Consider the following 17,597-nt stretch of genomic DNA (forward strand, 5'->3'; position numbering starts at 1 on the left):
GACGAGAAACGCCAAGACTTCCCGGGGCGAGACTTGCAACCTATGCAGCCGTACAGACATCTCGCCAACCCTCTTCGCGCTCCAACTCGATGATTTCCCGAACCATTCTGTCGCTGATCTGACCTTGGACGACAGTACGGCCGATCACGAGGGCCGGCGTGCCGACAAGGGCGAACACGCGTGCAAGCGCTGCACTGTCTTCCAGCTCGCGCGTGATCTCAGCACTCTCCATGTCGGCGATCAATTTCTTGCTATCGACGCCGATGTCATCGGAGAGGCGGGCAAGGTATTCTGGCGACGCTTGGAATGGCGTTGTCATCAAACGTTCGTGGAACGCGACGTATGCGTCTTGCCGTTTCGCCGCCAGAGCTGCCTTGGCCGCAAGATTTGAGCTGTCGCCGAGGAGCGGCAATTCGTGCCACGCCACTGCGATCTTGTCTGGCATCTCGCTCGTCATGTCGGCCAATCGTTTGGTTTGCACCCTGCAAAAGGGGCAATAGTAGTCCGAGAACGACGCCATCGGGACCTGGGTAGGCGTGGGACTCAGACCACCGTAAAGGGCCGAACAAATATTCTCGGAGACGCGCTCGAAGGCTGCGGCTTTCTGCGCCGCCACTTCGGTGCTGTCCGCCGTGCCCAAGCCTACAAAAGGATCGAAGCCGCCTGACGTCTCACCCGCAACGAACTTACGAAATCCTTCTGGTCTATCGAGCGCCTGCAATTCCAGTTTTTCCGGCAACAATGAGGGAACTGTGCGCAGGGCGGCATACCCTGCGATGATCGCACCGATCGTCAGAAGCGTTGACCGTTTCTTGGAATCCATCTGAAGCCTGATCTCACCGTGTCCCCCCTTAAGTTCGTAGTGTGAAGCCTTGGAAAAGGTCAACTTTACAAACTGATACAATCTTTCAGCCCCGCTCCAATTGCCGCAACTTCTGAAGAGCGCTATTTCTCGCATATGGTTTGGAACGCGTTCTTTTTCCTGCGATCGGCATGTCTTGCCTGTGTGTGTCTGACGATCACCGTCGTCGGAACGCAGGCAATGCCGTTTGATGGAGAGATCAGCGGCGTGGAGCGCGGCCTGTACATCGCTTCTGTGGGAGAAGTGTCCAATCACATTCACGCGCACCACCCCGAAAACAATGGCGAGCGGCAAACGGACGCTCACGCAGGACACGGCGACGGGTGCCACACCGGTCTTTGCTGTGTCATGGACTACCAGCAACATCTGGATCATCGGTCTGAAGAAACCGCGTTTACGGCGCCAACACGGGCCGCATTCTCAAGGGCTCATATATCCCGTGAGCCCCTCGTGCCCGATCGCCCGCCCCGACACTCCTGACATTTCGGTGCCCGCATATGGGCTGTTTGACCAATCGATCGCTGCATCCAATGCAGCCGTCAGGAGACGATGTTTATGCGTGGAAGATACGCGGCACTTTCAGTTCTTGCCTTGGCGGCCGGCCTTGGCGGTGGGGTTTACGTTGAGCGGTTGTACCTGAATCCAGCGGTGCAAGGCGGATCTGAAGGCCCCGAGATTCTCTATTGGGTTGCGCCCATGGACCCAAATTTCCGTCAACCAGGACCGGGCAAGTCGCCCATGGGGATGGATCTTATTCCCGTCTATGCCGGACAGGAACCATCTGGTGATCCTGCCGAGGTCACACTGAACGCGGCCGAAATCAACGCAATCGGCGTACGCACGGCGGTCGCCCGCATGAGTGAAGTGCAACCTCGGATCGAGACTGTGGGTTTCGTGGGGTATGACGAACATCTGACCAGTCATGTGCATACGCGGGTAGAAGGTTGGGTCGAAAGGCTTAAGGTCCGAGCGGTCGGAGACCGCGTTGCCGGGGAGCAGGTTCTTTTCGAGCTCTTTTCTCCACTCATCGCAGCCGCGACGGGTGATCTTGTTCGCGCTGTCGAAGATGGTGACCCCCGCATTCTGGATGCGGCGCGCAACAAGCTGATGAGCCACGGTATGTCCGCCCGCCAGGTTGCGGAGATCGAGGCAGGCGGCGAATTGGTTCGCAACATCGAGATCGAAGCACCACAGAACGGCGTGGTCATCGCCCTGAATGCGGCCGATGGCATGTATCTGCAACCTGGAACGCTTGCCTTCTCCGTCGCTGACTTGTCGAAGGTCTGGCTCATTGTAGATGTCTTTGAACGTGATATTGCCCGGCTGTCTGAGGATATGCGGGCCATCGCTCGGTTCGAACACTTGCCAGGGCGCGTGTTTGAAGGCGACATCGACTACATCTATCCCGAACTCGATCCCCAAACACGAACGCTTCCTGTTCGACTGAGGTTTGACAATTCCGATGGCGTGCTCCGCCCCGGAATGTTCGGAAGTGTCAGTCTCACGCCCAACGAAAGCCGTACAGTCCTGACAGTGCCATCTGAGGCCGTAATACGCACAGGGTCGGCTGAGCGCGTCATCCTGAAAACAGGGGAGGGGACCTTCCGACCGAGATTGGTGACTGCCGGTCTCCGGGACAGTTTCGGAGAAGGCGGGCGGACAGAAATTCTTCAGGGCCTGGGTCCGGGTGAAGAGGTCGTTGCCTCCGCACAGTTCCTGATCGACAGCGAAAGCGCTTTGAGCGCAGGCTTCACGCGCATGGCGCCAACGGATGCCGACCCGGCGCGGGGCAGCGGTGTTCTCGTTGCTCTCGATCCACAGAGTCGGGTGGCAACCGTGCAGCATGACGCCCTGGAAAGCCTGGACTGGCCAGCGATGACATCCGACTTCCCGGTGAGAGCCGATGTTCCCCTGGATCGGCTAAAGGAGGGGGAGGCAGTCGCGTTTCTCGTGGCCCGTGGCGCAGATGGACTCCTGAGCCTCACCGAACTTGCGCCAGATGATGGAATTGCCGGTACCGGCACTGGGATTGCACGCGCGGTGACGTCGGATGGCAAGCTAACGCTGGAGCATGGCCCGATCCCAGAGCTTGGCTGGCCCGCAATGACGATGGACCTGCCGGTGTTGGGGGTTGATCTTGAGGCCGTGCCTCTCGATGCGCCGATCGAATTCGATCTCACGGCAGGTGATGGCGGCCTTTTCTCCGTAGTCGCGGTCCGCGCCGAGGGCACCGATCCCGAAGAGGTGGAAGCGGCTGAAACAAATGCCGCAGCGCCGATCATGGTGTCCGGCACCATCGACGACCTGGATCTGAATTCCGGAACCGCAACGATCACCCACGGGCCCATGGCTGAGATCGGAATGCCAGGCATGACCATGGATTTCCCCATCGATCCGGGCTTGGACATGGCATCGCTGAAAACCGGCGTCCAAATGACCCTCACATTTGCACGGCCGGATGGCTTGAACATGATCTTGTCTGATGTCGAGCTTGAGGCAGCTGCGGCACCGCCCATCGTGGTCTCAGGCACGATCGATAGTGTCGATACAGACGCCTCAAAGGCCACGATCACCCATGGACCGATGACCGATATCGGCATGCCTGGCATGACCATGGCCTTTGATATTGATCCGTCACTCGACGCTGCCGCTTTGATGACAGATGTGGAGATGGTGCTCACTTTCGCGCGCCCGGACGGCATGAACATGGTGCTGGCAGCGGCCGAACCTGTGGCACCGCCCATGCAGGTTTCAGGTCAAATCAACTCCATCGATGCTCAATCACGGACGGCGAACATCACCCATGGGCCGATGACCGATATCGGCATGCCCGGAATGACAATGGATTTTCCCTTGGCTGAGGAGCTCGAGATTTCCCAACTCACATTGGGAACGGACGTCACGCTCATCCTGCGGCGCAACCCGGATTTCTCGATGACATTGATCGATGTTGTCCGTGACGGGAGGGTTACCCAGTGATCCCGGCGATCATCCGCGCCTCGCTGGCCAATAGGTTTGTCATTCTGGTCCTTGCCGTCATGATGGGTGTCGCAGGCATCTGGGCCATCCGCGAGACACCGGTCGATGCGATACCGGACCTGTCCGATGTGCAGGTGATCGTCCGCACCCCTTATCCGGGGCAGGCGCCGCAAGTGGTCGAAAACCAGATCACCTATCCGCTCGCCACATCGTTGCTGGCGGTACCTGGCGCACAGGATGTACGCGGCTTTTCCTTCTTTGGTGACAGTTTTGTCTATGTCGTTTTCGAAGATGGCACGGACCTGTATTGGGCAAGATCCCGCGTCCTCGAATATCTTGGGCAGATCACCGGGAGCCTGCCGGACGGAGTGTCCCCTCAGCTTGGCCCGGATGCCACCGGGGTCGGATGGATCTACCAATATGCGTTGATCGACAGAACCGGCACACACGATCTCGCGCAACTGAGAACGCTGCAGGACTGGTTTCTGAAATACGAACTGCAGGCTGTCGACGGTGTGTCTGAAGTCGCAACGATTGGCGGCATGGTCAAACAGTATCAGGTCGTCGTCGATCCGAACAAATTGCGGGCCTACGATATCACGCTGACACAACTCAGGAACGCGATTCAGGCGGCCAATCGAGAGACCGGCGGAAGCGTGATCGAGATGGGCGAAGCAGAATTCATGATCCGCTCGTCCGGATACATCGATGAGCTTTCTGATCTATCCAGCGCACCCTTAATGATCAACGAGCGTGGAGCTGCTCTGACCCTCGGCGACGTTGCTGACATTCGCCTAGGACCGGAATTGCGCCGCGGCGTCGGAGAGTTTGACGGGCAGGGCGATGCCGTTGGCGGCGTGGTCATCATGCGATGGGGTGGCAATGCCCTTGCGACCATCAAAGCGGTGGAGGCCCGCATCGAAGAGTTGCGGCCAAACCTGCCGGAAGGTGTCGAGATTATCACGACCTATGACCGGTCCGGCGTGATCGAACGCGCAATCGACAATCTCAAGAAGAAGCTGACGCAGGAATTCGTTGTCGTCGTCCTCGTCTGTGCGGCCTTTCTGCTGCATCTGCGCTCATCACTGGTGATCCTGCTGTCGTTGCCCCTCGGCATCTTCGCTGCCTTCATTCTGATGAAAGCGCAGGGCGTGAATGCGAACATCATGTCGCTTGGTGGCATCGCGATTGCCATTGGAGCCATGGTCGATGCGTCGATCGTGATGATCGAGGCGATGCACAGGCGGCTGGAGAAGGAAAAGCTGACCGCAGAAAACAGGTGGAGGATCGTGCAGGAATGCGCCTCTGAGGTCGGTCCGGCCCTCTTTTACTCCTTGGCAATCATCACGGTCAGCTTTCTGCCTGTCTTTGTGCTGGAAAATCAGGAGGGGAGGCTTTTTGCCCCGCTGGCCTATACAAAGACCTACGCGATGGCCGCCGCCGCGATCCTATCAATCACACTGGTTCCGGTCTTGATGGGATACTTTGTCCGGGGCCGGATTTTGCCCGAGCGCAAAAACCCACTGAACCGATTGGTGGTCTTCCTGTATCGTCCCTTTCTGGACGCAGCCATCGCCTGGCCGTGGGCGACAACCTTGCTTGCCGGTGCCCTCGTGGCTTCAATGTGGTATCCCTACCAACGGCTCGGGTCCGAGTTCATGCCCGAGCTGAATGAGGGCGACTTCCTCTACATGCCAAGCTTCTACCCGGGAGTGTCGATCGGTAAGGCGCGCGAGGTCTTGCAGCAGACCAATCGCCTGATCGCTACAATCCCAGAGGTTGAAACTGTGCACGGCAAAGTGGGGCGCGCAGAGACAGCGACCGATCCTGCACCACTCACGATGGTGGAAACCACGATCCAACTCAAACCAGAAGCTGAGTGGCGCCCTGGCATGACCATGGAAAAAATTCGCGATGAGCTTGATCGGACTGTGCAGATCCCGGGCGTGACCAATGTCTGGATCCAGCCGATCAAGAACCGGATCGACATGCTTGCCACCGGGATACGAACGCCGGTTGGTGTGAAGATCTCGGGTTCTGATCTGAACGTGATCACAGACATCGGGATCGAAGTGGAACGGGCCGTGTCGGATATCGAGGGCACTGCCTCCGCCTATGCGGAGCGCCCGGTAGGCGGGCGCTTCATAGAAATCGACGTCAAGCGCGACGCCGCAGCGCGATACATGATGAGCGTGCGGGATGTTCAGGATGTGGTGCAAACCGCCATCGGTGGGATGCAGGTATCGGAATCCGTTGAAGGGCTGGAGCGCTTTCCGATTAACCTGCGCTATCCGCAGGCGTGGCGCGACAGCCCCGAACGCCTCGAAAACTTGCCCGTTGTCACCCCATCAGGGGCTCATGTGCCGTTGACCGCCTTGGCCGATGTCCGAATTGTCGATGGTCCGGGCATGATCCGATCAGAGAACGCGCGGCGCACGGGGTTCGTGTTTATCGATATCGCAGGACGAGACCTCGGCGGATATGTCGCCGAGGCGCAGAGGGTCGTGGCCGATCAGGTGCGCCTGCCGGCCGGATATTCTCTGACATGGTCTGGGCAGTATGAATACATCGAGCGGATGCAGGACCGGCTGGCGATCGTCGCGCCCGCCACGCTTATGATCATCACGCTGATGTTGTTCATGGCGTTCAATAGGGTGATCGAAGTTGGCATCATTCTCGCCGCGCTTCCTGTCGCGTTGGCAGGCGGTGTCTGGTTTCTGTGGTATCTCAACTTCGACATTTCGATCGCCGTCCTCGTTGGCTTCATTGCCCTGGCCGGCGTGGCCGTCGAAACAGCCATCGTCATGCTGCTTTATCTCAATCTCGCTTGGGAAAAGCGACGCAAACTCGGTCAATCCGAAGGCCGCAAGCTGACACAAGACGATATCGAGGAGGCCGTCTTTGAGGGAGCTGTTCTTCGGGTGAGACCCAAAGTCATGACCGTGGCCACCATCTTCGCGGCGCTGATACCGATCATGTATGGCACCGGCACCGGCTCGGAGATCATGCAACGCATCGCTGCACCGATGATCGGCGGTATGGTGACAGCGACCCTGCTGACGCTTTTTGTCATTCCTTCCATATTCGTGATTTGGAAACGGCTCGCGCTGAAACGCGTAAACCGCGAAATCACGTCCCCAATTCAGCAGCCCGTCGATGCAGCACTGCCTGCCGAATAATCGAACGCACAAACCTCAAGAATGGAGCTTCTCATGAAGATACTGACTGCAAGTCTCGCACTTCTGACCCTGTCTGCGACAGGGGCTATCGCGCAAATGAACCACAATATGGATCATTCGAACATGCCGATGTCCGCTGAACAAATGGAGGGCGCAGTTCACGCGAAGGCCGTGATCAATTCGATCGGCGACGGCACTGCAAATGTGAGCCATGACCCGATTCCCGAGATCGGCTGGCCTGCAATGACGATGGATATGACGGTTCTGGAAAACGCGCAGATGATGGGCGAGGTGACCGATGGTGACGAGGTGACCCTGATGCTCGTCAAGGGCGAGGATGGCATGTACGCAATCGGGGCCATAATGCCGAACTGATCACGAATGCGCAGTTGCCGAGAAATCGGCAACTGCGGCGCGTACTTGGAGAGGTACACCGAGTTCGACCGCCGAGCTGCGTGTAGGCGAAAGGAAAGTGAATGCCGCTGTCTTCGAAACAACTTGGTTTGATCGCTGCCGGCGGATCGGCCGTTCTTTTGCTGGCTGCCTTCTTGTTTCAGGCAGCGGGCTACGCACCATGCGCGATGTGCATTTGGCAGCGATACCCTCACGCGATCGCCATCGCTATTGGCGCGCTCCTCATGGTTGGTTTGCCCATCTTACTACTACTGATGGCAGGCGCTGCCGCAGCGTTCACGACAGCAGGCATCGGGATTTTCCACACCGGCGTCGAACGGGGTTGGTGGGAAGGTCCGACGGCGTGCACCGGCTCTGGTCTTGATATGTCGAACTTGTCCGGTGCGGACCTTCTGCCCTCTGCATCATCCGCGCCGTCAGCCTTGGTCATGTGCGACCAAGTCGCCTGGGAGTTCTTCAGCCTGTCTATGGCGAGTTGGAACGCGCTTTGGAGTTTCCTTCTTGCAGGGCTCTGGGTTCTGGCCTTTGCCAAAGCATGGCGCGCGTCGCGCTCACGTGAGAGCGCGACGGCAATCTAGCTCTGAAGACGCAGGATGACGACGGCAATAGCCGTCAGACACACAGCGGCCGACAAAAAAGCGAGGAGAGCAACCGAAACCGCGCCCATTTTCCTTGGGAAGAGATCAACGAATGGTCTCAGGATTGCCGACTTTCCGGCTGCCGTAACATAGAGCGGCAGTGCACTTACCAAAGTGGCGTACAGGTAGACTCCGGATATGTTTTCAAAGAGTGCTGACCGCGCCAGTGTGGGCGCAACCACTGAAAGAGCCGTCGCCCGACTGCCTCCAAAAGAGCCGAACCAACTGGCGGAAAGCACGTAAATGAAGGCGTGGAGAACGAGAAAAAGAGCGACGCGAGTTATCACATCGAAGAGAATGAATACCGCCGGATCACGGCTATTGGTGTCTTTCGCATTCAACACCGCAAACAGGAAGAAGCCGACGTAGTTGACGATAAAGATGACCGGTAGCCCATTCGTCAGAACCTGTCTGAGAAATCGTGATAATGCCGGTCCACTGTCCATCAACGCAGAAGCAAATCCAGGCGCACGCATGACATAAACGAGCAAGACCGGTAGGAGCCCGATCAGGCTGAAGACCAAGACGTTCATTACAAATTTCACGCCCGGCATCTTGGTTGAGAAGAACCGTTGCATATGAGCAGGTTGGCATGTCGGGAGGCAACAGTCGACTTTCTCCGCGAACGTTAAAATTTTACATAAACTTCATTATGCGCCGACATACTTAGTGTTGCGATAGTATATTATCGTATGTATGCTGAACTCTATCACAGAGGGTCCTCAGCATGCGTCATCTACTCAAGAAACTCCTCCCCTCGGTCGCAGTCGCTTTGACTGTGACAAGTTCTTCGCTGCCGATGCCCGCCCGCGCGCAGACATACCCGATCGATTGCGCGATCCTCCTGTGCCTTTCTGGTGGCTGGCCTGCTTCCGTGCCATGCGCCAGAGCCCGCGCCGAATTCATCCGACGAATTACGCCGTGGCCGGTGGAACCGCCGCTACAAATCTGGCGCTGTCCTATGGGCGCGTCCTATAAGACCTCTCCTTCATCAAACAGCGTAGACCGCATCTATGAAGCGTTTTTCCAGGACAACAGCACTGGACCGCGACAATCTTATCCAGCAGGCGGTGCCGCTACACCGATTGAAGCTGCTTGGCGCACTCCAGAAGCACCTAATGACCTCGTTCTCGCTGATAGGGCCCTTCAGCTTGTTCAAGATCGCGCGGACATCGATATCAGCGGACCTGAGTTCAATTTCGTGCGGTCCATCCGCGTCTTCGATGTAAGGTATGCTCGACAGCACGAGTCCGGGCGCGATGGGGACTGCAACCGAAGTGCGATAGTGGTTCTCGGCACCTATGGGACCCAAGGCGATTTCTCTTGGCAGAGATCTTCCATAACTGCCCTGCCCGAGGCCCATGTGGGACTTGAACGTTGGGGCGAGCATTGCCCCGGCATTTATCACCGATCCGTATTTGTCGATTGGCGTGACTATGAGGGCAACTATGGGTTTGAGCAGGTGAACTACTGACCTGCCGCCGCGTAGGCTTGCAACGGAACCCGGCTTCTTTGACTTGTACAACGGCACCGAGTGCATGGCGCGGTCCACAGGCTATTTGGGATTTCGGCAAACGTCGCGGGTTCGCTCTCCTCACCCGCCCCCGCGTCGTCGGATCCGCGTGAGCGCATCGAAGTCGATTTCCTGTTTCTGTTCCGCAGTGAGATCCGGCCGGATTTCCGACACCGGCTGGGGCCCGTGGACGTCCCACATCACCGCATGCCCGCCTGTACTCCAGCGATAAACCCAACCAACAATGCTGCACCCATCGGTCCCGATCAGATTGGCGATCGCGACGCCCTCACCTTTATCATCGTTCACTGTTTACTGACTTCCTGCACTATGGCGCTGAATTTGCGGCATGGTGTCATAAGGCGCTCACTCGCGCCGTAGGCCGCACGTGGTAGATGTTGGCTAACTGCTCTTCATTGAGGTAGCTGGTCTCACGCGGGGACATCCAAAGCGGAACGCCCCAAAATTGCATTGTTTTCAAATCTTGTGGTCGGGCTCCGTGGCGGCTTCGACGATTGCCAGAACCTCCGATAAGTCGAAGCCAAGCGCCCGGGACAATACGATGAACTCGACAACGTCGATCCGTCGCTGGCCACTTTCAATGCGCGCCACGAGAGACTGATGACAGTCGAGCCTGTCCGCCAAGTCTTTCTGCCCCAGACCCGCGTGTTTTCGGGCCTCGACCAAAGACTGACAAAGGGCCAGATGCCCGGTACTCCAGATTGTTTTTGCCACGCGTCACATACCTTTTGTGACGTCGCTAGCGGATGAAATCTGTTATCTAAAAAGTAGATATTTGAGGGTGTTATCGGCGTCTGGTTTCCATTGGGTGCAAGTCTGGTGCATGCCCAGAGGCCCATCAATCCCCCACCAGTTCCAGAAACCGACCGTAGTCCTGACTGACTTCGCGGGCTTCCTCAAAAGCTCGCGCACGCTCCTGCTCGAGGCAGCGAAAGTAGTCCTGAATGTCCGCGATGTAGACCTCGAAGTCCCGTCTGATGATATCGGCATAATCCCGGGCGGCCTGCGAATCGCTTGGAACAAATGGCCGAACTGGGGCGAGACAGGATCCGGCCTGGCTTGCGACTGGAACGAGCATCAGGAAGGCCACAGCCTGCATCCTCACCCATCGGCTCAACCGCAGGTTTCTGAAACCCCTATTTTCCTTGATAGACGCCAATGGCCGTGCCTAGAGTTTGAGTAACCGAGATACAGCCGTATCTGCCGCATTATATCTTGCGGATAATAATATACTATCGTAACTCTGGGCTTCAAGTGGGAATGCCCGGACGTTGCGCGTTTGAAGAAAGCGTGAGCCGGGCCATGAACTGGGACATCGAAGCACCAAATGTGGTTACGGAAGCACGTTTCCGCGAACTCGTGGAAAGTGGCTATAGCGCTGAAATCCTGTGCCAGGAGTCGGCACACAAGAAGGGCCCCAGTTATTACGGAGTCTGGATCATGCGTGTCGTCTCTGACGAGGGCGTGGAGAAGCTGCTGGTCACGGCCCGCACCCGGACGACCTATAACGACATCAAGATCCGCGAATTCAAGACCATCACGGGCGTGGTGTCCTTCCTCATCGGGATCGGCTTCTCCCATGCGGATGTCCCACTCGAGGAGGGCCAGCGGACAACGCACAAGCTGGCTTCAACCGACAAGGGCGGCAGCAAGTAGTCTCCTCCTCTTCTGGTTCCTAACGGGGTCCGCCTCTGCCCAGATTGTGCTGGTCATGGAGAGCGATGGGTCTCTGACCCCGTCCCGGTCCCAGGACAGCTTTGCCCGCAATTACAATGACGGCATCGGCCAGGGGTCCGCTGCCAATGAGTTGGCGATCCTCGGTGAAGCTGAACCAGCTATTGAACCTGACGCGTTGCGTTTTGCAGCACTCGCCCGTCCGGCACCCCTGCCCCGCGCGGATGTTCTGGCGGCCATCGAATCCACCGCCCTTCGCTACGCCGGTCATCCCGGGCTGCGGCGCACGGATCTCTCGGTTCGAGACTGGCTGACGCTCTACCGTGCCAATATCGAAATCGAGAGCGCCTATCGGCAGGATGCGGTCTCGAGCGCTGGCGCCATTGGCCTTGGTCAATTGATGCCCGCGACGGCGCGGGACCTCGGCGTTGACCCGCGCGATCTACTTCAGAACCTCGACGGGTCCGCCCGCTATCTTGCGATGATGCTGGACACGTTTGGCGATCCGCGACTCGCGCTCGCAGCCTACAACGCCGGCCCGGATGCAGTTCGCCAGTACGGAGGCATTCCCCCCTACCGAGAAACCCAGAACCACGTGGCCCGTGTCATGGCCGTCGTGGCCCGATTGGAAGGATCAAATTCATGAGACAGATTTCAAACCTATTCGTCGCCGCGCTGGCGCTCTTTCTGCTCGTCGCAGAGCCTGCGCTTGCGCAAAGCATCGATCTCTCGCCGATTCAGAGCCTCTTGCAGGGCATTGTCGATGCGCTGACAGGTCCGCTTGGCGTCGTCATCGCCACGCTCGCCGTGCTCGGCGTTTTCTTGAGCTGGTTCTTCAACATCATCGATCTCCGACAGGCGCTTTGGGTGCTTGTCGGCATCGCCGGTGTTGCCGCTGCGCCCACCATCGTTGCCGCGGTCTTTGCCGGTGGCTGAGCGCTCACCTCTTTTTCTCGGCCTCGTGCGGCCGCCCAAGCTTCTGGGCCTGCCCATCATGTACGCAATGGTCTGGCTCTTCGGCTCGGTGCTGCTCTTCGTCTGGATCCAGCACATCGCGGTGCTGGGCGTGGCCGCCCTGCTCTATCCCGTGCTTTGGAAGGCCGCAGACTGGGATCCGCGCTTCATCGACGTGATGATGACCGCACTGCAGGAGACGCCACCGACGCGAAACCGCAGCATCCATGGCGGGGACAGCTATGCCCCGTGATGACGTGCTAGATCTCCGCACGATGACGCCGGACTGGTATGCGCGCGAAACCCGCCTTGCGCATATGCTGCCCTATGTCAGCCTGGTCGATGACCGCACGGTACGGACGCGGGTCAACGAGCTCTTCCAGTGCATCCGGCTTGATGGGGTCAACAGCTACACGAAGGATGACGCCTATCTCGACAAGGTGACCGCCCTCTTCGCCCGGATCATCGCGCAACTGGGGCCGGAGTTCAGTTACTATGTCCACAAAGTCTCGAAAGCGATCAAGCCAGATCTGGAGCCTGTGAGCGAGGACAGTTTTGCGGGCGAGGTGGACCGGCTCTGGCGTGCGAAACTTGAAAACAGCGGGCTCCGCGACAAGACCCTGACCCTCACGGTCATCCATCGCCCGCCCCCGAAGAGCGTCCTGCCCTTCCTGAACCGAAGCGCGCCCGACCGGCTGAAGGAGGCCACGCAGAAACGATTGCGTCGGTTGGGCGAGGCCGTGAGCGTGTTCGTGTCAAGCCTGACGGAGCTGAACCCGCGCGTCCTGTCGGCCACGAGTGGCGAGTTGATCGGGTTTCTGGGCGCGCTCAACACAGGTCAAGAACTGCCGCTCTACCCAGCAAACACCTACGGCTTTCTGTCCTTCAACGTCGCCAATACCCGCGTCACGTTCCAAGACGATCACTTCGAACTTTCCGAGGGTGTCGTGGGGCATCGCTACGGCAAGAGCTTCACCATCGGGGAATACTCCGAAGCCACCTCCTGCACCATGTTCGACATGCTGAACCTGCCGGTCGACATGATCGTCACGCATTCCTTCACGCCGATCAATTCGAACCTGATGGCGGGCCGCATCAAGCGGCAACAGCGCCAGATGAAAGCCTCCCAGGATGCGGCCCTGTCGCTCATGGAAGCCCTCGACATCGCCGCCGATGATCTCGAGGCCAAGCGGCAGAGCTTTGGCGAGCATCACATGGTGGTGACGATCTTTTGCGACACGCTGGACGAGTTGCAGACGCTGAGCGCCGAGATCGTCAACGCCGCCGCCGCCGAAGGCGTGAAGATGATTGGCGGGCGGGTCGCCGCCAAGGCGCATTACCTCAGCCAGCATCCCGGCAACCAGCCCAAGCGCGTGCGTGCCAGTGCGATCACCAATCGCAACTTCGCGGATTTTGCGGCATTCCACCGGACCCAGCTTGGCAAGTCTGGTGAGAAGACCCCCTGGGGTCGGGTCATCACCTACCTGCCAACGCCCGAGCAGAGCGCCTACCGGTTTTCCTATCACGAGCAAGGCAGTCCCGACAAAGAACCAACCAGTGGGCATACGCTCATCATGGGGCGGCCCGGATCGGGCAAATCAGTCCTCTCAGCCTTTCTCATGACGCAGGCCCGTCGAGCAGGGGCGCGGATCTTCGTCTTCGACTACCGTCTCGGTATGGAGATGGCGGTCCGCGCCAATGGCGGGCGCTATGCGTCTTTGAAAGCCGGGCAACCGACAGGGCTCAATCCTCTTTGGACGGAAACTGACCCGCGTGGCACAGCCTGGCTCTCGGACTGGCTCGCCACTCTTCTCTATCGCGCCGACAAGCCGCTCACGCCGGCACAAACCAACCGCATCCAGGAAGTGGTGCGCCAGAATGCGCAGGCCAAGAACCCCGCCTTACGGAACTGGCGGGATTTCGCATCGCTGTTTGTGTCCACCGATGATGGCGGCGATCTGCACCAGCGCTTGCTCGAATGGACTGAGGAGGGCCGCTACGGCTGGATCTTCGGACAGACGCTGGAAGACACCTTCTCGCTCGAAGGCGATGTGGTCGGGTTCGATCTCACCGGCATTCTCGACAGCGAGGCCGAGAAGGAACGCATGGCCGTCCTCTCCTATCTCTTCCGCCGGGTCGAGCGCGAGATCGAGGACCGCCGCCCCACGATCATCGTGATCGACGAGGCCTGGAAGGCGCTCGACAACGCGTATTTCGCCGAGCGGCTGTCGAACTGGCTCGTGACCGCGCGCAAGCAGAACACCGTTGCGGTCATGATGACGCAATACGCCAGCCAGCTCGAGCGCACCCGAACCGGCAAGACCATCGTCGAGGCCGTGCCGACGCAAATTCTGCTCCCGAACATCCGCGCCCATGCCGCCGATTACGCGATGCTCAATCTTTATGAGAAGGAACTCGACGTGCTTCTCAACACCGGCAGCGACAGCCGCCTTGCGCTCATCCGCGATGATCAGGGCTCGATCGTCGTCGATGCCGATCTGAGCGCCCTCGGACCCAATCTCACCATCCTCGGCGGCATGGAAAAAGGCGAGGCGCTTGTCGGCGCTGACTACCGCGACCGCCCGGACTTCTGGAGACTTTCATGACCCGTATCTTGTTTTTGCTTGCCACGCTCGGCGTGCTGGCTTCCTGCGCCCAGTACCAGGTACCGCAGGCCAATTGCTTTACCTTCCTCGCCTCAACGGCCCCCGTCGCGCCGGATTGCAGCTTCACGCCCCTTGGCGCGCCGGAGCGCGACGTTGAAGTCTAGCCTGCCTCATATCCTGGCCTTTTGCCTGCTGCCCGGTCTCGCCCTGTCCCAAGGTGTGCCGACCAATGACAGCGGGCTAACCGCGCGCGATATCATCGAAACCGGCGATCGCGAGGCCGACCTTGCTGTCCAGGCCGACAAGCTTGCCGTGCGCGAACTCATCGCCGAGATCGAACGCGAGCAATTGGCTACGCTTCAGCGCATCCTCGATGCCCAGACCAGCTTCGGCGGTCAGGGCTTGCCTGCCATGGTCTCAGGGCTGGAAAGCGGCAGCGGCGACTCGGACCGTTCCGTCGAGGCGGTCTACGGCAATGCCGAGATCGACCCCAATCCCGGCGGCGCACAGATGTTCGGGGATGCGGCAGAAAACATAGAGCAGCTCATCATCCGCGTCGCCCAGGAAACAAGCGGCTTTGCGGGCGTGGGCCGCGCGGGTCTCTCACCGGTTCAATGGCGGGCCCTGCTACAGGCGCTCATCTGGCAGGAAAGCCGCTTCACGATTGGCGCCCGCTCGCCGGTCGGCGCCTTTGGCCTTACCCAGATTATGCCCGGTACCGCCAGCGATCTCGGCATCAACCCGGAATACTACGACAGCCCCTATCTGCAGGTGCATGGCGGTGCGCGGTACCTGGCGGCCCAGCTCAACACCTTCGACGGCAATGTCATCAACGCGCTTGCCGCCTATAACGCCGGACCCGGCCGCGTCTTCGAATATGGGGGCGTGCCGCCTTTTGCAGAGACCAGAGCCTACGTCCAGGTCATCCCCGAACGCTACAATCTCTATCTGAGCCGCATCGGTGGGATCGAAGCGCTCGGCACTATTGACCCTGCTCTGCTGGCCAATGCGAACCTCTCAATCATGGGGCACGGCGCGGCCTTCTATGGCAACAACTCCCCCGCCGCGATCAGGCAAGCCGCCCTGCGCATCGCGGACATCGTCGAGCAGATCTCTGAAACCGAAGACGTGCAGGAAAGCATCGCGCTCAACACCTATGCCCGCGCCGAACTCGTGCGCCTCGTCGCCGCGCGTATTCGGCTTCAGGCCGCGCGAACCCGCGTCCTTTCCGCCGAAGAATTGGCCCAGGCCAGCGCCCGGCTGACCGAGAACGCGTTCATGGAATTCACGATCAGGGAGATAGACTGATGAGAGATTTACTCTTGAGAACGGCCTTAGCCACGACACTTGGGGTTTCTCTGCAACTTGGCACCGTCACCTCTGCTCTCGCGCAAGGCGTGCCCGTCGTCGACACCCAGAACATCGCGCAAAACATCCAGCAGCTCCGGCAGATGATCGAAGACGAGATCCTGCAAAACGAGCAGCTGACGCAGCTCCGCGAACAGGTTGCCACACTCACGGACCAACTCGCGGAGCTGCAACGGACCTACGAAGCCCTCACCCGTCTCGCCGAGCTTCCCGAAATCATCCGAACCGAGATGGAGGATGAGCTGAACGGCCTGCTCGACCAAGAGTTCGGAGACATCCTCGCCACCATTGAAGCCATCAAGACCGGAGACTTCTCTGGCCTTTCCGGCTCCGGCGCGGGCGAGATTGAAACCCAAATGGACCGGGTCCTGGCCGATCTCGGATTTGACGATGACACGCTTTCGGAAATGGCCACCAGCGGCAATCCCGGGGCCAACCGCGTGGCCACGCAAGCCACGACCGGTGCGCTCGTCTCGGCCGCGGCGCAGAACAGCTATGAAGATGCCGGCCAGTCGCTCGAGCGCGTCGACCGGCTCGTCGGGCTGATCGATGACATGGACGAGCTTAAGGAAAGCATCGATCTCAACACGCGCGTAACGGCGGAACTGGCGATCGCGCTCGTTGCCATGTGGCAGCTCGAGGCCGTGCAGACCGTGGGCGACGGCACCGGCGGTGTAATCGACGCCGCCACCATCGCCGAGGAACAGCGCTTCATGGACTTCACGCTGCCCGACTTGCGCGCAGATTGATCCGAGGTGTGACGCGTGGCGAGTGAACAGGAAATCATCGAAGAAGAGCTGGTCTATGGTGCCTTGCGCCGCGAACGGCTCTGGCAGCGCCTAGGGTCAGGACTCGTTCTTGTCTCAAAGCCAGAACATGACGGTTGCGGCCAATGCGATGGCTGAGAGGAAGACTTTTGGGCATCGGTCGTAGCGAGTGGCCACACGCCGCCAGTCTTTCAGTCTTCCGAACATGATCTCGATGCGGTTGCGGCGCTTGTATCGACGCTTGTCATACTTGATGGCTGTCTTGCGCTGCTTTCGGCCGGGGATACAGGCTCGTATCCCCTTGTCTTTCAATGCTTCTCTGAACCAGTCTGCGTCATAGCCCCGGTCCCCGAGCAGCCACTCGGCATTCGGCAGGCTGCTCACCAATGCCCGTGCGCCGATGTAATCGCTCACCTGCCCGGCGGTGACGAAGAGATTGATTGGTCGCCCCAGGCTGTCGCAGACGGCGTGCAGCTTTGTATTCATACCGCCCTTGGTTCGGCCGATCAGGCGGCCACGCCCCCCTTTTTAACGCCCAGGCTGGACGCGGTGCGGTGTGCCTTCAGATACGTCGCGTCGATCATCACGGTCTTTTCTTCACTGTGTTCGGCGGCCAGCCCAG

18 protein-coding genes and 2 pseudogenes are annotated in these 17,597 nt (G+C 59.2%); 14 read left to right on the forward strand and 6 right to left on the reverse strand.

What is annotated here, in order from left to right:
• Positions 1-40: 40 nt before the first annotated feature.
• Positions 41-1,237: a DsbA family protein gene (locus tag ACP15K_RS17400; protein ID WP_424991123.1), complete on the reverse strand. Its 1,197-nt coding sequence runs from the start codon at positions 1,235-1,237 to the stop codon at positions 41-43.
• 180 nt (positions 1,238-1,417) lie between these two features.
• On the opposite strand from ACP15K_RS17400, the gene ACP15K_RS17405 reads away from it, so the two are divergent.
• From ACP15K_RS17405 to ACP15K_RS17420, 4 genes are all read left to right on the forward strand, one after another.
• A complete protein-coding gene (locus ACP15K_RS17405; RefSeq protein ID WP_424991124.1) occupies positions 1,418-3,841 on the forward strand; it encodes an efflux RND transporter periplasmic adaptor subunit in 2,424 nt (807 codons plus the stop codon).
• Positions 3,838-7,020: an efflux RND transporter permease subunit gene (locus ACP15K_RS17410; protein ID WP_424991125.1), complete on the forward strand. Its 3,183-nt coding sequence runs from the start codon at positions 3,838-3,840 to the stop codon at positions 7,018-7,020. The genes ACP15K_RS17405 and ACP15K_RS17410 overlap by 4 nt, the downstream gene beginning before the upstream one ends.
• A 33-nt stretch (positions 7,021-7,053) precedes the next feature.
• A complete protein-coding gene (locus ACP15K_RS17415; RefSeq protein ID WP_227364362.1) occupies positions 7,054-7,395 on the forward strand; it encodes a copper-binding protein in 342 nt (113 codons plus the stop codon).
• 101 nt (positions 7,396-7,496) lie between these two features.
• Positions 7,497-8,012, forward strand: a complete 516-nt coding sequence (locus tag ACP15K_RS17420; RefSeq protein WP_424991126.1) for a disulfide bond formation protein B — start codon at positions 7,497-7,499, stop codon at positions 8,010-8,012.
• Here the strand turns inward: ACP15K_RS17420 and ACP15K_RS17425 are convergent.
• A complete protein-coding gene (locus ACP15K_RS17425; protein ID WP_424991127.1) occupies positions 8,009-8,650 on the reverse strand; it encodes a hypothetical protein in 642 nt (213 codons plus the stop codon). The two genes, ACP15K_RS17420 and ACP15K_RS17425, sit on opposite strands and share 4 nt — an antisense overlap.
• A gap of 149 nt (positions 8,651-8,799) precedes the next feature.
• Here ACP15K_RS17425 and ACP15K_RS17430 point away from each other — a divergent pair, with 149 nt between their 5' ends.
• Positions 8,800-9,546, forward strand: coding sequence for a hypothetical protein (locus ACP15K_RS17430; protein WP_424991128.1), 747 nt, complete (start codon positions 8,800-8,802; stop codon positions 9,544-9,546).
• A 120-nt stretch (positions 9,547-9,666) separates the two neighbouring features.
• On the opposite strand, the gene ACP15K_RS17435 is transcribed toward ACP15K_RS17430, so the two are convergent.
• From ACP15K_RS17435 to ACP15K_RS17445, 3 genes are all read right to left on the reverse strand, one after another.
• Positions 9,667-9,894 carry a hypothetical protein gene (locus ACP15K_RS17435; protein ID WP_424991129.1) on the reverse strand — a complete coding sequence of 76 codons (228 nt, stop codon included), beginning with the start codon at positions 9,892-9,894 and terminating at the stop codon, positions 9,667-9,669.
• Between the two features lie 168 nt (positions 9,895-10,062).
• Positions 10,063-10,320 (reverse strand): helix-turn-helix domain-containing protein, encoded by a 258-nt coding sequence (locus tag ACP15K_RS17440; protein WP_424991130.1) that lies wholly within the window; start codon positions 10,318-10,320, stop codon positions 10,063-10,065.
• Positions 10,321-10,444: 124 nt separating this feature from the next.
• Positions 10,445-10,705 carry a hypothetical protein gene (locus tag ACP15K_RS17445; protein WP_424991131.1) on the reverse strand — a complete coding sequence of 87 codons (261 nt, stop codon included), beginning with the start codon at positions 10,703-10,705 and terminating at the stop codon, positions 10,445-10,447.
• A 203-nt stretch (positions 10,706-10,908) separates the two neighbouring features.
• Here ACP15K_RS17445 and ACP15K_RS17450 point away from each other — a divergent pair, with 203 nt between their 5' ends.
• From ACP15K_RS17450 to ACP15K_RS17490, 9 genes and pseudogenes are all read left to right on the forward strand, one after another.
• Positions 10,909-11,262, forward strand: a complete 354-nt coding sequence (locus ACP15K_RS17450; RefSeq protein WP_424991132.1) for a hypothetical protein — start codon at positions 10,909-10,911, stop codon at positions 11,260-11,262.
• 43 nt (positions 11,263-11,305) lie between these two features.
• Positions 11,306-11,926: a lytic transglycosylase domain-containing protein gene (locus ACP15K_RS17455; RefSeq protein ID WP_424991140.1), complete on the forward strand. Its 621-nt coding sequence runs from the start codon at positions 11,306-11,308 to the stop codon at positions 11,924-11,926.
• The gene (locus ACP15K_RS17460; RefSeq protein ID WP_424991133.1) at positions 11,923-12,216 is read left to right on the forward strand and encodes a TrbC/VirB2 family protein; all 294 of its coding nucleotides are present in this window, start codon (positions 11,923-11,925) and stop codon (positions 12,214-12,216) included. The genes ACP15K_RS17455 and ACP15K_RS17460 overlap by 4 nt, the downstream gene beginning before the upstream one ends.
• On the forward strand, positions 12,209-12,487 hold the full coding sequence (locus tag ACP15K_RS17465; protein ID WP_035252740.1) for a type IV secretion system protein VirB3: 279 nt from the start codon (positions 12,209-12,211) through the stop codon (positions 12,485-12,487). The genes ACP15K_RS17460 and ACP15K_RS17465 overlap by 8 nt, the downstream gene beginning before the upstream one ends.
• Entirely contained in the window at positions 12,477-14,840 is a 2,364-nt protein-coding gene (locus tag ACP15K_RS17470; RefSeq protein ID WP_424991134.1) for a type IV secretion system protein B4, read from the forward strand. The genes ACP15K_RS17465 and ACP15K_RS17470 overlap by 11 nt, the downstream gene beginning before the upstream one ends.
• Positions 14,837-15,004 carry a hypothetical protein gene (locus ACP15K_RS17475; RefSeq protein ID WP_424991135.1) on the forward strand — a complete coding sequence of 56 codons (168 nt, stop codon included), beginning with the start codon at positions 14,837-14,839 and terminating at the stop codon, positions 15,002-15,004. Before ACP15K_RS17470 ends, ACP15K_RS17475 begins: the two co-directional genes overlap by 4 nt.
• The gene (locus ACP15K_RS17480; protein WP_424991136.1) at positions 14,994-16,148 is read left to right on the forward strand and encodes a lytic transglycosylase domain-containing protein; all 1,155 of its coding nucleotides are present in this window, start codon (positions 14,994-14,996) and stop codon (positions 16,146-16,148) included. The genes ACP15K_RS17475 and ACP15K_RS17480 overlap by 11 nt, the downstream gene beginning before the upstream one ends.
• The gene (locus tag ACP15K_RS17485; protein ID WP_424991137.1) at positions 16,148-16,957 is read left to right on the forward strand and encodes a type IV secretion system protein; all 810 of its coding nucleotides are present in this window, start codon (positions 16,148-16,150) and stop codon (positions 16,955-16,957) included. Before ACP15K_RS17480 ends, ACP15K_RS17485 begins: the two co-directional genes overlap by 1 nt.
• A gap of 15 nt (positions 16,958-16,972) precedes the next feature.
• A pseudogene (locus tag ACP15K_RS17490) lies at positions 16,973-17,053 on the forward strand (virB8 family protein); the annotation flags it as partial.
• 18 nt (positions 17,054-17,071) lie between these two features.
• On the opposite strand, the pseudogene ACP15K_RS17495 reads toward ACP15K_RS17490, so the two are convergent.
• Positions 17,072-17,597, reverse strand: a pseudogene (locus ACP15K_RS17495) (IS5 family transposase); the annotation flags it as partial.

It is taken from the genome of Fluviibacterium sp. S390 (assembly GCF_049800695.1).
GTDB lineage: Bacteria > Pseudomonadota > Alphaproteobacteria > Rhodobacterales > Rhodobacteraceae > Meridianimarinicoccus.

Coding starts and splice junctions, on each gene's coding strand:
- ACP15K_RS17400 (WP_424991123.1), bottom strand. CDS start 1,237: ATGATCCAGATGTTGCTGGTAGTCCATGACACAGCAAAGACCGGTGTG.
- ACP15K_RS17405 (WP_424991124.1), top strand. CDS start 1,418: ATGCGTGGAAGATACGCGGCACTTTCAGTTCTTGCCTTGGCGGCCGGC.
- ACP15K_RS17415 (WP_227364362.1), top strand. CDS start 7,054: ATGAAGATACTGACTGCAAGTCTCGCACTTCTGACCCTGTCTGCGACA.
- ACP15K_RS17420 (WP_424991126.1), top strand. CDS start 7,497: ATGCCGCTGTCTTCGAAACAACTTGGTTTGATCGCTGCCGGCGGATCG.
- ACP15K_RS17425 (WP_424991127.1), bottom strand. CDS start 8,650: ATGCAACGGTTCTTCTCAACCAAGATGCCGGGCGTGAAATTTGTAATG.
- ACP15K_RS17430 (WP_424991128.1), top strand. CDS start 8,800: ATGCGTCATCTACTCAAGAAACTCCTCCCCTCGGTCGCAGTCGCTTTG.
- ACP15K_RS17445 (WP_424991131.1), bottom strand. CDS start 10,705: ATGCAGGCTGTGGCCTTCCTGATGCTCGTTCCAGTCGCAAGCCAGGCC.
- ACP15K_RS17450 (WP_424991132.1), top strand. CDS start 10,909: ATGAACTGGGACATCGAAGCACCAAATGTGGTTACGGAAGCACGTTTC.
- ACP15K_RS17460 (WP_424991133.1), top strand. CDS start 11,923: ATGAGACAGATTTCAAACCTATTCGTCGCCGCGCTGGCGCTCTTTCTG.
- ACP15K_RS17470 (WP_424991134.1), top strand. CDS start 12,477: ATGCCCCGTGATGACGTGCTAGATCTCCGCACGATGACGCCGGACTGG.
- ACP15K_RS17475 (WP_424991135.1), top strand. CDS start 14,837: ATGACCCGTATCTTGTTTTTGCTTGCCACGCTCGGCGTGCTGGCTTCC.
- ACP15K_RS17485 (WP_424991137.1), top strand. CDS start 16,148: ATGAGAGATTTACTCTTGAGAACGGCCTTAGCCACGACACTTGGGGTT.